Below are 15,762 nucleotides of genomic sequence, written 5' to 3'. Positions count from 1 at the left end.
CAGGTTACCCGTCCGCGCCGGCGTCCTCTGCAGGCCGGGTGTGGTCATTCGGTGACGCCTCACCGGACGGGTCTTCCCGTGGGGCGGCGTCCGGCGCCGCGGACTCGGCGTCGGGCAGTTGGCCCACCAGATACTCGGCGAGTCCGCCGATGGTGGGGTAGTCGAAGACCGCGGTCGCGTTGATGGTGAACGCACCCCCGAACTGGCTGTGCAGCCGGTTGCGCAGCTCGATCGCCATCAGCGAGTCGGTGCCCAGATCCAGGAACCGGCTGCTGGCCGCCGGCGGCTGTGCCAGCCGCAGGAAGTTCTGCACCTCCCGTTGCAGGAACTCGGTGACGAAGCCGGCGCGCTGGGCCACCGGGATCTCCTCGAGTTGACGCAGCAGCTCGCTGTCCCCGGTGACCTCCCCCTCCGGCCGCGGCAGCACGAGGTCCAGGATCGGCGGCCGGGAGCTGCCGAGCACCTTCGCCGCCCGCTGCCAGTTGGCCTTGACGACGGTGGCCTGGCCGGTGCCGTTGGCGACGGCCTCGGCCAGCGCGCCCAGCGCGGACGACGGTTCCAGCGGAATCAGGCCCTGGGCGGTGATATTCGCGGTCGCGGCCTCCGACGAGGCCATGCCGCCTTGTGCCCACGGCCCGAAGTTGATGCCTGTCGCGGGCAGACCCAGCGCCCGCCGCCGGGCCACCAGCCCGTCGAGGAACGCGTTCGCGGTCGCATAGTTGGCCTGCCCGGGGGACCCGAACAGACTCGACACCGACGACGACACCAGGAAGAAGTCCAGATCGTCGTCAGCGGTCAGACGATCCAGGTGGCACGCCCCGAAGGCCTTGGGCGCCAGCGTGGTTCGGAACCGCTCGATGCTCTGCTGGCTCAACAACGCATCATCGAGCACACCGGCCAGATGCGCGACACCGGCCAGCGGCGGCAGCTCGGCACGGATGCGGTCCAGCAGCTGCGCGACCTCGGCCTCGTCGCCGACATCGGCGGTGAACACATGTATACGGCACTTGAACCGCTCGGTGAGGTCGTCGATCACCTGCCGGGTGGCGGCGTCGGGGGCGCGTCGGCTGGTCAGCACGAGGTCCCCGGCGCCGCGTTGGGCCAGATAGGACGCGGTGTGCAGGCCGATCGCACCGAGTCCACCGGTGATCAGGTAGCTGCGGTCGGGCCGCGGTGTGAGTGGCGCGGGCACCTGACACACGATCTTGCCGATGTGCCGGGCCTGCTGCATCCGGCGGAACGCCGCGCGGGCTTCGGTCAGCGGGTAGACCTCGGCGGGCAGCGGCGTCCACTCCCGCTTGCCCAGCCCCTCGGACACCTCGGTCAGCAGCCCGCGGATGCGTTCGGGCTCGGTCAGGGTCACCGTGTCGAGTGCGACGATCTCGTAGGCGATGTCGGGGCGGGCCGCGGCCATCTGTTCCGGTGTCCAGATGTCACGTTTGGCGATTTCGGCGAAGCGGCCGTACTGCGCGGTGGCTCGCACCGTGGCGTCGATGAACCCCTCATTGGTCAGGCTGTTGAGCACGACGTCGACGCCCTCGCCATCGGTGTCGGCCAGGATCTGGTCGGCGAAATCCGTGCTGCGGGAATCGTAGACGTATTTGACGCCCATGGCGCGCAGCGTCGCGCGCTTGAAGGTGCTGGCGGTGGCGAAGACGACCGCGCCGTGCTGCTGGGCCAGCTGGATGGCGGCCAGCCCGACGCCGCCGCTGGCCGCGTGGATCAGCACCCGGTCGCCGGGGCGCAGCGCGGCCCAGTCGAAGGCCAGCCGTGCGGTCAGCGCCGCCGCCGGGATGGTGGCGGCCTCCACCGCGCTGATGCCGTCGGGGATCGGCGCGAGCAGTTGCGCCGGCACGTTGAACCGGCTGGAGAACGCGCCCTGCATGAAGCCGTAGACCCGCGCACCGACCTCCAGGGCCACCCCGGATTCCGCGACTCCCTCGCCCAGTTGTGTGACCACACCGGCGAAGTCGCCGCCGATCGGACCGGGATCTCCCGGGTAGAGGCCCAGTACGTTGAGCACGTCGCGGAAGTTCAGGCCGGCCGCCTCGACGCGCACCTGCACATAACCCGCGGCGGGTGGCGGCACGTCGGTCTCGGCCAGGCGCAGGTTGTCGATCGCTCCACGCTCGGTCGGTGCCAGCACGAAGTCGGCCGAGCGCGGCACCGTGAGGTGGCCGCTGCGGGCCCACGGCAGCAACCGGGAGGCGAGCATCTTGCCTTGACGCACCGCGATTTCCGGCTCGTCGACAGGATTGCCGAGCAGTCCGGCCAGCAGGCGCACGGCTTCGGCGGAGCCGTCGACGTCGACCAGTCGGCAGCGCAGCGCCGGCTCCTCGTTGATCGCGGTGCGTCCGAAGCCCCACAGCGCCGACTGCACCGGGTCGACCGGCTCACCCGACTCCGTGGCCACGGCGCCTTCGGTGACGATCCACAACCCGCCAGGGAGCTTCACACCCGGCCGTTCGGGGCCGCCCTGCTGCACCGCCCCGACGGCACCGAGCAGCTGCTCGATCTCGGCCTCCAGGCGGGCGGCGACCTCGGCGTCGGTTTCGTCGGCGCCGGGACCGGCGGCCCGCCACACCACACCGGAGTACGGCACGCCCCGCTCCTGGGCGTCGATCAGCAACTGTCCCAGCGGTTCCGGGTCGAGGGCGCAGTCGAGCGGGATGCAGCCGGGCACTGCGGCGGCCAGCTCGTCGAATCCGGCGATCAGCCACGTCCCCGGCGCGCTGTCCTCCGCCGGCGGCGGGGGCGGTACCTCGTGCCAGCCCAGGGTGTAGAGCAGGCGGGTGGCATCCCCGCCGAGGCCGCGCAGCAACGCTTCGCGCGGAGCGCGTTTGACGGTGAACTCGCGAATTCCGCCCAGCTGCCGACCGTCCCGATCGAGGAAGTCCAGGTCGAACACCTGGGTTTCACTGTCGAGCGCACTCGGACGCCACGTCGCGCGGCAGTAGAAACGCCGGGGCATCTTGTCGCGCAGCGTCACCCGCCCGTACCGCAGCGGCAGGAACAGATCGGTGACACCCTGTTCGGCGGCGAGCAGGGCCGGGAACGCCGGGAACGCCACGCCGGTGCACAAATCCATCAGCACCGGGTGCATCGGCTCCGACCCGAGCTGCTCGGCGAGTTCGGCGCCGACGAGGATGTCGCCGACCGCTTCTCCCTCACCCAGCCACAGCGACTTCAGCGAGCCCGACCAGGTCGGCCCCCAGGCCAGTTCCATGTCGGCGAAGGTCTCGAAGAGTTCCTGCGGGCGCATCCGCTGGAGCCGTTCGACGGCTTCGTCGACCGGGCCGGTGTCCTCGGGAGCGGGTTCGTCGACCCCCGGTACGACGGTGCCCTCGGCGTTCAACGCCCATTCGGCGTCACGCACGCCGTACGGCCGGCTGTGCACTTCGAACTTGTGCCCGCCGTCTGCCGCCGGGTGCAGGGTCAGCTGAACTTCACGGGAAGCCTTCTCCGGCAGGATGATCGGTTCGTAGAAGAACACATCGTTGACGTGCGCCGGCGTACCGACGGCGGCCAGCGCCATCGCCGCGTAGGTCGCACCGGGCACCACCACGGTGCCGTAGATGACGTGGTCACACAGCCACGGCTGCGATCTCACCGACAGCCGGCTGGTGTAGACGCAGTCACCGGAGGCCAGATCCTTGGCAGCGCCCAGGATTCCGGACACTGCCGGGCCGGAGCCGCCGTCGGCGGAGATCCCGGCGGTTCTGGGCCAGAACCGCCGCCGCTGGAACGGGTAGGTCGGCAGTTCGAGCCGGCCGCGGTGCGGGGCGTACAGCGCAGCGAAATCCGGCCGGTGCCCACCGACATAGGCGGCGGCCAGCGCGTCGGCGATCTGCCGGCGGTCGGCCACACCCTTGCGCAGCGACGCGATCGCCCGCGGCGGCGCCAGGTGCTCGGGCCAGACCTGCACCGCGGCACCGGTCAGGACGGGCTGGGGACCGATCTCCATCAGCACCGAGGCGCCCAGCGCCGCGACGGTGCGGATGCTCTCGGCGAACTGCACCGGCTGGCGCGAGTGTCGTCGCCAGTACTGGGCGTCGAGCGGGTGCTGTGCGGTCAGCACGGCGCCGGTGCGATTGCACACCAGCGGCAGGGTCGGCGCCGCGAAGTCGATCTTCCCGGCGTAGGACTCGAACTCGTCGAGCGCCGGGTCCAGCAGCTCGGAGTGGAACGCGTGGCTGGTGTGCAGCCAGGTGCAGCGGATGCCGTCGTCCTCGAACCGCGCAACGATGTCCTCGAGCTCGTCACCGGGACCCGAGAGCACGGTGTTGGGGCCGTTGTAGGCGCCCACCGACACCCGCGGGAACTCGGCGGCCACCTGTTCGACCTGCGCCGCATCGGTGAACACCGCCACCATCCGCCCGCCGTCGGGCAGAGCGCCGAACATCCGCCCGCGTTCGGCCATCAGCCGGGCACCGTCTTCGAGGCTGAACACGCCCGCCACACACGCCGCCGCGTACTGGCCCACACTGTGGCCGAGCACCACGTCGGGTTCGATCCCCCAGGACTGCCACAGTCTGGCCAGCCCCATCTCCACGGCGAAGAGGGCGGGCTGCGCGAACGAGGTGTGCCGCAGCAGGTCTCCGGTGTTCCGGTCGGCCGCGAACAGCACCTCCAGCAGGGGCCGGGTCACGATGTCTTTCACCGCGTCCGCGCACTGCGTCACCGTCGCGGCGAAAACCGGTTCGGCGTCGAACAGTTCCCGCGCCATGCCGGGGTACTGGCTGCCCTGTCCGGTGAACAGCCAGGCCGTCATCGGCTGATGGGTGTGCTCACCGCGGACCACACCCGGCCGCAGCCGGTTCTCGACCAGGTCGGCCAGGCCGTGCCGGGCCGACTCGACCGATTCGACCACCAGCGCCGCGCGATGCTCGAAGTGGGCCCGGCCGGCGCCTGCGGTGAGGCAGAGATCGGTCAGATCGGCATCGGGGTGAGCGCCCAGCCAGTCGTGGTAACGCCGCGCCAGGGCAGTCAGGGCCTCGGGGGAGCGGGCGGAGAGGGTCAGCACACCCGGCGGCTGGGGCCGGGTCGAAGAAACGTCCGCCTCGTCGGCACCGTTCTCCGCAGCGGGAACCGGCGGGGCGGGCGCCTCCTCGACCAGAACGTGGGCGTTGGTGCCGGTGAACCCGAACGAGCTGACCCCGGCCCGGCGCGGGCGCCCGTCGGCCTGCCACGGCGCGGCCTCGTCGAGCACCTTGACCGGCAGCGTGTCCCACGGGATGTGTGGCGAGGGATTGTCGAAATGCAGGCTGCGCGGCAACATCCCGTGCTGCAGCGACAGCACCACCTTGATCAGCCCGGCGGCGCCGGAGGCCGATTCGAGATGGCCGACGTTCGTCTTCACCGAACCCATCAGCAGCGGCCGGTCCGCGTCCCGACCGGCGCCGTACGCCGCCGCAGCCGCCTGCACCTCGATCGGGTCGCCCAGCGGGGTGCCGGTGCCGTGCGCCTCCAGGTAGTCGACGTCGGCGCCGCTGAGTCCGGCGCGGGCCAGCGCGGTACCGATCAGCCGTTGCTGCGCACCGCCGTTGGGGACCGTCAACCCGCTGGATGCGCCGTCCTGGTTGACGGCGCTGGCGGGGATCACCGCACAGACCCGGTCACCGTCGCGCACCGCGTCGCTGAGACGCTTGAGCACCAGCACACCGGCGCCCTCGCTGCGCACATAGCCGTCGGCGGAGGCGTCGAAGGTCTTGCACCGTCCGACCGGCGACAGCATCCTGGCCCGGGAGGCGGCGACCACCGTCACCGGGCTGAGCAGCACATTGACCCCACCGGCCAGCGCCAGATCGCAGTCGCCGGTGTGCAGTGCCTGACAGGCCTGGTGCACGGCCACCAGCGCCGAACTGCACGCGGTGTCGACCGCGACCGCGGGCCCCTCGAAACCCAGGGTGAAGGCCACCCGGCCCGAGATCGCGTTGAGCGCATTGCCGGTGATGAAGTGGGGTTCGATCTTGTCGATCGATTCCGCCGACAACAGGTGGGCGTACTCGTTGGCGGCCACCCCGACGAAGACACCGGTCCGGCTGCCGCGCAACTCCTGTGGTGAGTATCCGGCGCGCTCGAGGCCCTCCCACACCGTTTCGAGCATCAGCCGCTGCTGCGGTTCGATCCACACCGCCTCGCGCGGCGAGATACCGAAGAACTCGGGATCGAAACCGTCGATGCCGTCCAGGAATCCGCCGAAGCGCGTGTACGTCTTGCCGGGGCTGTCGGGGTCCGGGTCGTAGAACTCGTCGATGTCGAACCGGTCCTCGGGAACCTCGCGGATCGCGTCGACGCCGCCGGCCAGCAGGTCCCAGAACGCCTCCGGGTCGGGCGCCCCGGGGAACCGGCACGACACCGCGACGATCGCGATGGGCTCGTCGGTGCGGGCGGTGACCGTCACGGCCGCCGGTTTCGGGGTGGTCTGGTCGTCGAGGCCCAGCACGTCACCGAGCAGGTAGTCGGCCACGTCGGACAGCCGCGGATGATCCATCGCCAGCGTGGCGGGAATCTCCTTACCCACTCCCTGCTCGATGCGGCGGCGCAACTCGACGGCCATCAGGGAGTCCATGCCGATGTCGAAGAAGCCGGCGTCCTCGCGGATCTCGGCGGCGTCGACCCGGGTCACCTCGGCCACCGCGTCGCGCAGGTAGTCGATCAGCAGCTTGCGGCGCTGTTGGACCGGGGCGTTGGTGAGCCGCTCGACCAGCGGCGTGGGGCCCGTCGGCGTCGCCACCGCCCCCGGCTGCGAGGGCACCTCACGCTCGAGCTCGGCGAGGAAAGCCCGCCGCCCGGCCTGCGCGAAGAGCGGCAGGAAGCGGCTCCAGTCGATCCGGGCGACGACGGCCTGCGCCGCCGAGGCCGCCACGGCGTCGGCCAGTCCGGCCAGCGCGTCCGCAGGCGACAGGGTGCGCACTCCCCGTTGGGCCAGCCGCGCCTGCGATTCCGCATCGGCCATCCCGGCCGTCCACGGACCGAAGTTGACGCTGGTCGCGGTGATGCCCTGCGCGCGTAGCCGCCACGCCAGCCCGTCGAGGAAGGCGTTGGCCGCGCCGTAAGCGGTCTGCCCGTAGCCACCCCACACCGACGCGATCGAGGAGGTACCGAGGAAGAAGTCGAGTTGCAGGTCCGCCGCGGCCTCGCTGAGATGCCAGGCACCCCAGACCTTTCCGGCGAAGACACGGTCGAGTTCGGTGTCGTCGAGCTCGGTCAGCCCGGTGGTGCCGATCTCCCCGGCCGCGTGCACGATGCCGGCCAGCGGAGGTAACTCGGCGGCTACGGCGGCCAGCAGATGCGCGACGTCGTGCGCGTCGGCGACGTCGGCGGTGTGCACGCGGATGTCGCAACCGTGCTGTGCGGCCAGCGCGTCGATGCGCTGCGCCGTGGCGTCGGCGGGCCGGCGGCTGGTCAGCACCAGGTGCTTAGCGCCCTGGGCGGCCAGGTAGCCGGCGATCTCCAGACCGATGGCGCCGAGCCCGCCGGTGATCAGATAGGTGGCGTCACTGCGCAGCGGCAGCGGCGCCGCATTCGGCGGTTCGGTGCGTCGAATCAGCCGCGGGACGTACACCGCGCCATCGCGCAGCGCGAGCTGGTCCTCCCGGACCGCCGCGTCGCGTGCCGCGCCGATCCGGTCGAGGACCGTCGGCCAGTCCTCGGTGGCGCCGTCGGCGAGATCGACCAGGCCGCCCCAGGAGTGCGGAAGCTCCAGCGCCGCAGCGCGACCGAAGCCCCACAGCGCGCTCTGGTGCGGCGCGACGGCGTCGGCGTCGGTGACATGTTGGCCGCCGCGCGTGATCAGCCAGATCGGAGCCCGACATTCGGCGCTGGCCGCCGCGCGGAACAACCGGCGCAGCCCGCCCACGACGCGATGCTGCATCCGTAGCAGCGCCCGCATCGACGGGGTGCTGTCGATGTCCAGCGCCGCCAGACACACGATCCGGACCGACGGATTGTCCTGCGCGGCAGTGCGCAACGTCTCCACGAGGGCGGCCTCGTCGGTGTCCGACAGCGGCAGACCGACCAGCCGGTGCTGGTCGCCACGGGTGGTCAAGGTTTCGATCAGCGGCGCCGTGGCGGGGGTGTCCTCGCCGACGAGGATCCAGGTCACGTCCTCGTCGACCGTCGGGACGGATGCGGCCTGCGTCCAGCGGATCTCGTAGCGGTCGTCGGCGATGGACTGCGTACCGCGCTGTCGATTGTGCTGCGCGGCAAGCTTACTCAGTACCTCGCGGGTCCGCGGGTCGGCGTCGTCGAGCAGGGCCGCGAGCTCGTCGATGCGGCCGTCTTCGAGCAGACCGACCGCCTGGGTGCGCGCGGCGAGGTTCTGCTGCCGGTCGGGGCCCTCGCGGTGGTCCTTGTACCAGTATTGGCGGTGCTCGAACGGATAGGTGGGCAGGTCGAGCTTGTGTGCCCCGGTCCGGCGCAGCGCGTCGAAATCGGGCAACTGCCCGAGCGTGTAGGCGTCGGCGAGGGCTTCGGTGATCTGCCGGTGGTCGGCGGTGGTGCGGCGCAGCGACGCGATCACCCGGGGGGCGGTGGCCGGGTCGGGCCAGGCGCTCAGGGCGGCCGCGGTCAGGACCGGCCGCGGGCCGATCTCGACCAGGAGCCGGCAATTCAGGTCGGCGAGCGTGCGCACACTCTTGGCGAACTCGACCGGCTGGCGCGCATGCCGGCGCCAGTAGGCGCCGTCGAGCCGGACACTTCGGCCGAGCGCGGCCCCGGTGCGATTGTCGATCAGGATGCGTTGCGGCGCAGTGAAAGTGACCTGCTGGGCGGCGGCTTCGAACTCGTCGAGGATGGGGTCCAGCAGCGCCGAGTGGAACGCGTGGCTGGTGTCGAGCCAGTCGCAGCGCACGCCGTCGGCGGCCAGGCGGGCCACCGCCTTCTCGAGATCGGTGCCCGGACCGGACAGGACCGTGTTGGCGCCGTTGTAGGCCGCGACGGACAGGCCGGGAAACTCGTCGGTCAGCCGTTCGACGCGCTCGGCGGCGGTGAACGCCGCGACCATGCGCCCGCCGGCCGGCAGGCTGGCGAAGAGGCGGCCGCGTTCTGCCATCAACCGGGCGCCGTCCTCCACGCCGAACATGCCCGCGACACAGGCCGCCGAGTACTGGCCGACGCTGTGTCCGAGCACCACATCGGGTTCCAGGCCCCAGGACTGCCACAGGCGGGCCAGGCCCATCTCGATGGCGAAGAGGGCCGGCTGGGCGTAGGACGTCTGCTGCAGCTGCTGCTCGTCCTCACCGAAAACCACGTCGAGGAGCGGTTTTTCGAGGATTCCGGCGACCGCGTCCGCGCAGCGCCGGACAGTGTCGGCGAAAACCGGCTCGGTGTCGAACAGCTCACGCGCCATCCCGGGGTACTGGCTGCCCTGACCGGTGAACAGCCACGCGGTCTTCGGGGGTTCATGGCACTCGCCGCGCACCAGGCCGGGGGCCGGACGGTCGTCGGCCAGCGCGCCGAGCAGTTCGAGCGCGGACTCCTTCGAGTTCACGACCAGCGCGGCGCGGTGCTCCAGATGGGCCCGGGCGGCGCCGGCGGTCAGGCACACGTCGGCCAGCGAGGCCTCAGGGTGCGCGGTCCACCAGTCGCGATAACGGTCGGCGATCTGCACCAGCGCCGCCGGGGTGCGCGCCGACAGCGGAAGGATGCTGAACAGCCGATCGTCGCGCTCGACCGCCACCGCGGCCGGTTCATCGGGCTGCGGCGCCTCTTCGAGGATCACATGCGCGTTGGTGCCCGCGAACCCGAACGAGCTGACGCCGGCGATGCGGGGACGGCCGTTGCGTTCCCACGGCCGGGTGTCTCGGACCACCTCGATCGGCAGCCGGTGCCAGGGGATGTGCGGCGACGGGTTCTCGAAGTTGAGGTGCTTGGGCAGCATCTGGTGTTCCAGCGCCAGGATGACCTTGATGACGCCGGCGATCCCGGCCGCCGCCTCCAGGTGCCCGATGTTGGTCTTGGCCGAGCCGATCAACAGCGGCGCCCCGGGCTCGCGGCCGGCGCCGAGCGCCTCGCCGGCGGCCTGGGCCTCGATCGGGTCGCCCAGCGAGGTCCCGGTGCCGTGTGCCTCCAGATACCCGACATCGGCGGGGGCCAACCCGGCGCGGGTGAGCGCTTGGGCGATGACATGTTGCTGCGCAACGCCGTTGGGCACCGTGAGGCCGCCCGACGCGCCGTCCTGGTTGATCGCGCTGCCGCGGATCACCGCGCGGATCCGGTCACCGTCACGGACGGCGTCCTCCAGGCGCTTGATGACGATGACGCCGCAGCCTTCACCGCGCACGTAGCCGTCGGCGGCTGCGTCGAACGTCTTGCACCGGCCGTCCGGCGCGAGCATGTGCGCGCTGGAGAACGTGATCATGGTGGCCGGGGTGAGCAGGACGTTGGCCCCGCCGGCCAGTGCGAGGTCGCACTCCCCGAGTTGCAGCGCCTGACAGGCCTGATGCAACGCCACCAGCGACGAACTGCACGCGGTGTCGACGGCGACGGACGGCCCCTGCAGGCCCAGCCGGTAGCTGATGCGGCCCGCCGCCGCGGCGTTCGAGGTGCCGATGGCCATGTAGGCCTCGATCTCGGGATAGGTCAGTTCGTCCGAGGCCATGCCGAGGTAATCGTGGGTGGCCAGGCCGACGAAGACCCCGGTGTTGCTGCCGGCCAACGAGGTCGGCGCGGTGCCCGCGTGCTCGACGGCCCGCCACGCGGTCTCCAGCAGCAGCCGGTGCTGCGGGTCCATCAGGCGGACCTCGCGGGTGGACATGCCGAAGAACGGGGCGTCGAAGCCCGTGGCATCCTCGACGAAACCGGCCCGGCGGGTCACCACCTTGCCCGGCGTCGCGGGGTCGGGGTCGAAGAACTCGTCGGCGTCCCAGCGGTCCTGCGGGACCTCGGAGATGGCCTCGCGGCCGTCACGCAGCAAATCCCAGAACGCGTCGGCGTCGGGGGCGCCCGGGAAGCGGGCGGCGTAGCCGATCACCGCGAAACGCGGTGCCGGCGCCTTCGGCTGGTCGGCGGATCCCATGCCGTTGTCCTCCCTGCTCATCGGCGGTGAAGCGGTGATCCTGCGCGACATTCCGTAGTCCTGACGATCAACTTCCCCCGACGGACACTATGGCATGTGCGCCCGGATGTGTGCGGGGTTAAGGTCCGGTAGGGACCGAGGCCGGGCGACTGCCGCCGAAGCCGGAGTATGTTGATGCCGGCGACGGCTGACGCCGGATTCGCCGGCGGGAAAAATGGGGCGGGACCGGGAGGACTGGGCATTGCGCATCGGCAAGATCACCATCGGCGCGCTCGACGAATGGTCGCTGCAAGCCGGTGCGGTCACGTCCTGGCATCCGACCGCGGCGTCGGCCGACCGGGCCCGGCGCGCGCCGGTCAGCGCGGTGCCCGTCAGCTACATGCAGGGCCAGCATCTGCGGAACTACTGTGACCGCACCGACGCGGGTCTGACCTTCTCCCGGCAGATCATCGCCAGCTGCGAGGTGTCCGGCGTGTGCGACATCACGGCCATGGACCACGCCGTGAACGCCTACCTGCGCCGTCACGACACCTTCCGCAGCTGGTTCCAGGGCACCGACGACGGTGACTTCGTCCGGCACACCCTCGAGGACCCGGCCGACATCGAGTTCGTTCCGACCGAGTACGGCACCATGACCGTCGACGAGATCCACGCCCACGTCGTCGGCATTCCCAGCCCGCTGGAGTGGGGGTGTTTCACTTTCGGGATCATCCAGAACACCGACCGCTTCACCTTCTTCGCGGCGATGGACCACGTGCACGGCGACGCCACCCTGATCGGCACCACGATGCTGGAAGCCAACGGCATGTACTCGGCCTACAGCGGGGGCGGCGAGGCGTTCACGTTGCCCGAAGCCGGCAGCTTCGACGATTTCTGCGTCCGCGAACGTGCGCACACCGCAGAGCTGACCGTGGATTCGCCGGAGGTGCGGGCCTGGATCGATTTCGCCGAGGACAACGACGGCGGCTTCCCCGAGTTCCCGCTCCCGCTGGGCAACCCCCGCACCGCCACCACCAGCAGCATGACCTCGGCGGTGCTGATGGACCCCGCGCAGACCGAGCGCTTCGAGACGGCGTGCGCGGCGGCCGGTGCGCGCTTCGTGGGCGGGTTGTTCGCCTGCCTGGCCCAGGTGGAGCACGAGCTGACCGGCGCGCTGACGTATTACGGTCTGACACCGCGCGATTCGCGCAGTGCAGCGGACAACTTCATGACCCAGGGCTGGTTCACCGGACTGGTTCCGATCACCGTGCCCATCGGGGCGGCCTCGTTTGCCGAGGCCGCCGGTGCGGCGCAGACGTCGTTCGATTCGAACCTCGCCATGGCGAAGGTGCCGTACTACCGGGTGCGCGAGTTGGCCCCGTGGCTGAACTGGCCGCGACCCAACTTCCCGGTGTCGAATTTCTTCCACGGCGGCGCGGCGCCGCTCAACGCGATTCTGGCCGCGGCCGACATGGGGCTCGCGGACAACATCGGCATCTTCCCGGACGGCCGATTCTCTTATCAGCTGACCATCTACATTTTCCGGTACGGCGAAGGCACGGTGATGGCGATCATGCATCCCGACAACCCGGTCGCCGAGAAATCAGTGACGCGGTACATGAAGGTGATGAGCGATGTGTCCTGCCGGGTCGCCGACAGCGGGCACTGGGGACTCGTCGCTTAGCGTGAATCAGTCGGCAAACCCAGGTCCCAGCGATATGCGTGATGTCAGGTGCTCATGCGTCGGCTAGCTGATGTCGTGGTGCGGTGGCCGTGGGCGGTCATCGGGGTGTGGATCGCGCTCGCGGTCGCGTTGCCGCTGTCCTTCCCGTCGCTGGGGGCGATGGCCGAGAAGAACCCGCTCGTCATCCTGCCCGCCGACGCGCCGTCGAGTGTCGCCGCCCGGGAGATGGCCGAGGCGTTCCAGGAGTCGGCGTCGGACAATCTGCTCGTCGTCGCGTTCATCAACGAGGGCGGCCTGCGGCCCGACGACGAGCTCGTCTACCGCGAGGTGGTCGACGCTCTGCAGGACCACGTCACCGATGTGGTGTCGGTGCAGGACTTCGTCAGCACCCCGCAACTACGGCAGTTCCTCACCAGTGCGGACAAGACGACGTGGGTGCTGCCGGTAAGCCTCGAGGGCGAGCTGGGCACCCCGCGGGCGTTCGACGCGTTCAACCGCACCTCCGATGTGATCCGGCATCACACCCCGCGCGACGGTCCTCTCGACGTGTACATCACCGGTCCCGCGGCCACGGTCGCCGACCTGACCGTCGCCGGCACCCAGGACCGGCTGCCGATCGAGATCGCGATCGCGGTGCTGGTGCTCGGGGTGCTGCTGCTGGTGTACCGCAACATGGTGACGATGCTGTTGCCGCTGGTGACCATCGGCTCGTCTCTGATGATCGCCCAGGGGGTGGTGGCCGGCTACTCGCATCTGACCGGCGCAGGGGTGTCCAATCAGTCGATCGTGTTCCTCAGCGCGATCATGGCCGGCGCCGGCACCGACTACGCCGTCTTCATGATCAGCCGTTACCACGACTACCTGCGCCGCGGCGCGGAATTCGACGCCGCGGTGACCTCGGCGATGATCTCGATCGGCAAGGTCATCACCGCGTCCGCGGCGACCGTCGGCATCACCTTCCTGGTCATGAACTTCGCCGAGATGGGCGTCTTCAAGACCATCGGCGTCTCGGCCGCGATCGGCATCGGGGTGGCCTACCTGGCCGGGATGACGCTGTTGCCCGCGATCCTGGTGCTGGCCGGCCCGCGCGGCTGGATCAAACCGCGACGGGAACTGACCGCTCAGTTCTGGCGCCGGTCCGGCATCCGCATCGTGCGCCGGCCGGTGCCGCACCTGGTCGCCAGCGTGCTGGTCCTGGTGCTGCTGGCCGGGTTCGCGCTCGCCGCGCAGTTCAACTACGACGATCGCAAGGCTGTCGCCGCGTCGGCGCCCAGCTCGGTCGGATACGCGGCGCTGGAACGGCACTTCCCGATCAGCCAGTCCATTCCGCAGTACATCCTGGTGCAGTCCGAGCGCGACCTGCGCACCCCGCAGGCACTGGCCGACCTCGAGCAGATGGCCTCCCGGATCGCGCAGCTGCCGGACGTCGGTCTGGTCAGCGGGGTCACCCGACCGCTGGGGGAGGTGCCGCCCGAGTTCCGGGCCACGTTCCAGGCCGGCATCGTCGGTGACCGGCTGGCCGCCGGTTCGGCCCAGATCGGGGAGCGCACCGGGGATCTGAACACCCTCGCCGACGGCGCCGACACGCTGGCCGACACCCTCGGCGACGTGCGCGCCCAGGTCAACGAGATCGCGCCGAGCCTGCAGACCCTGCTGACCGCGGTGACCTCCGTGCGTACCGAGTACGGGGGCGAGCGGCTGGTGCGCGACGTGGAGACCGCGGCCCAACTCGTGCAGAGCGTCAACGAACTGGGCCTGTCGATGGGAATCAACTTCGCCGCGGTGCGCGACATGTTCGGGTGGATCGGCCCGGTGCTGACCGCGCTGCACGGCAACGCGGTCTGCGACGCGAACCCGTCCTGTGTCGACACCCGCGCCCAGTTCGAACGGTTGATGCAGGCACAGGAAGACGGGCGGCTGAACCGGATCAACACGCTGGCCGGGGAGTTGGAGGGGCTCGACGACCGGCAGTCGCTCAACCAGACGGTCAAGACGCTCAACGCGGCGGTCACCGACATCGTCTCCGCCGTCGACGACCTGGGGCTGGACTCCCCGGCCGGCGCGCAGGCCGGGCTGGCCGAGGTGCGCGACGGTGCCGACCGGTTGGCCAGCGGAAGCCGGCAGGTGGCCGGCGGCGTCGACCAACTCGTCGAGCAGATCAAGGTGATGGCCGCCGGGCTGGACCAGGCGTCGGCGTTTCTGCTGACCATGCGCAAGGACGCGGCGGGCTCGACGATGGCCGGGTTCAACATCCCGGCCGAAGTGCTCAACGCCGTGGAGTTCCAGAAGGCCGCCGAGGCGTTCATCTCCCCGGACGGGCATGCGGTGCGCTACCTGGTGCAGACCAAGCTCAACCCGTTCAGCCCCGAGGCGATGGACCAGGTCAACGAGATCAGCGACATCGCCCGCGGCGCCCAGCCGAACACCACACTCGCCGACGCCGAGATCTCCATGGGCGGCTACCCGGCCGCGCTGCGCGACACCCGCGACTACTACGAGCGCGACATCCGGTTCATCATCATCGTGACCCTGATCGTGGTGCTGCTGACCCTGATGGTGCTGCTGCGTTCGGTTGTCGCGCCGTTCTATCTGGTCGGTTCGGTGGTGGTGTCGTACTTCGCGGCCATCGGCATCGGGGTGCTGGTGTTCCAGCTGCTCCTCGACCAGCAATTGCACTGGAGTGTGCCGCCGCTGGCGTTCGTGGTGCTGGTGGCCGTGGGCGCGGACTACAACATGCTGTTCGTGTCCCGGTTGCGCGACGAGTCCCCGCACAGCGTGCGGTTCGGGGTGATCCGGACGCTGGGTTCGACCGGCGGGGTGATCACCGCAGCCGGTCTGATCTTCGCCGCGTCGATGGCGGGGCTGATGTTCTCCAGCATCGGCATCGTGGTGCAGGGTGGGTTCGTGATCGGCGTCGGGATCCTGTTGGACACCTTCGTCGTCCGCACCATCACGGTGCCGGCGATCGCGACGCTGGTCGGCCGGGCCAACTGGTGGCCGTCGCGGCCGCCGCCGCGGCGACCCGCGGAGCGCGAGCCGGCCGAAGTGGCGTCAGAGACATGACAGGTTCAGGAGTGGG

Annotated in this window: 3 protein-coding genes; 2 read left to right on the top strand and 1 reads right to left on the bottom strand. The window is 70.5% G+C overall.

All coding sequences use genetic code 11. The features are described 5' to 3' along the window. Nucleotides 1–4 precede the first annotated feature (4 nt). Complete coding sequence (locus G6N31_RS20030) at nt 5–11,020, bottom strand: type I polyketide synthase (RefSeq protein ID WP_098000620.1); 11,016 nt, start codon at nt 11,018–11,020, stop codon at nt 5–7. 241 nt (nt 11,021–11,261) lie between these two features. On the opposite strand from G6N31_RS20030, the gene G6N31_RS20025 reads away from it, so the two are divergent. Continuing rightward, nucleotides 11,262–12,683: a condensation domain-containing protein gene (locus G6N31_RS20025; protein WP_098000624.1), complete on the top strand. Its 1,422-nt coding sequence runs from the start codon at nt 11,262–11,264 to the stop codon at nt 12,681–12,683. A 54-nt stretch (nt 12,684–12,737) separates the two neighbouring features. Next, a complete protein-coding gene (locus tag G6N31_RS20020; RefSeq protein ID WP_098000626.1) occupies nt 12,738–15,746 on the top strand; it encodes an MMPL/RND family transporter in 3,009 nt (1,002 codons plus the stop codon). The last annotated feature ends 16 nt before the right edge of the window (nt 15,747–15,762 follow it).

Origin of the sequence: Mycolicibacterium duvalii, from assembly GCF_010726645.1 — a bacterium.
Lineage (GTDB): Bacteria > Actinomycetota > Actinomycetes > Mycobacteriales > Mycobacteriaceae > Mycobacterium > Mycobacterium duvalii.
The sequence above is the reverse complement of the archived record's forward strand: the minus strand, read 5'-3'. Positions and strand labels throughout refer to the sequence as shown.

Excerpts from the sequence above, each read along its gene's own strand:
- G6N31_RS20030 (WP_098000620.1), bottom strand. The coding sequence starts at position 11,020 with ATGGGATCCGCCGACCAGCCGAAGGCGCCGGCACCGCGTTTCGCGGTG.
- G6N31_RS20020 (WP_098000626.1), top strand. The coding sequence starts at position 12,738 with ATGCGTCGGCTAGCTGATGTCGTGGTGCGGTGGCCGTGGGCGGTCATC.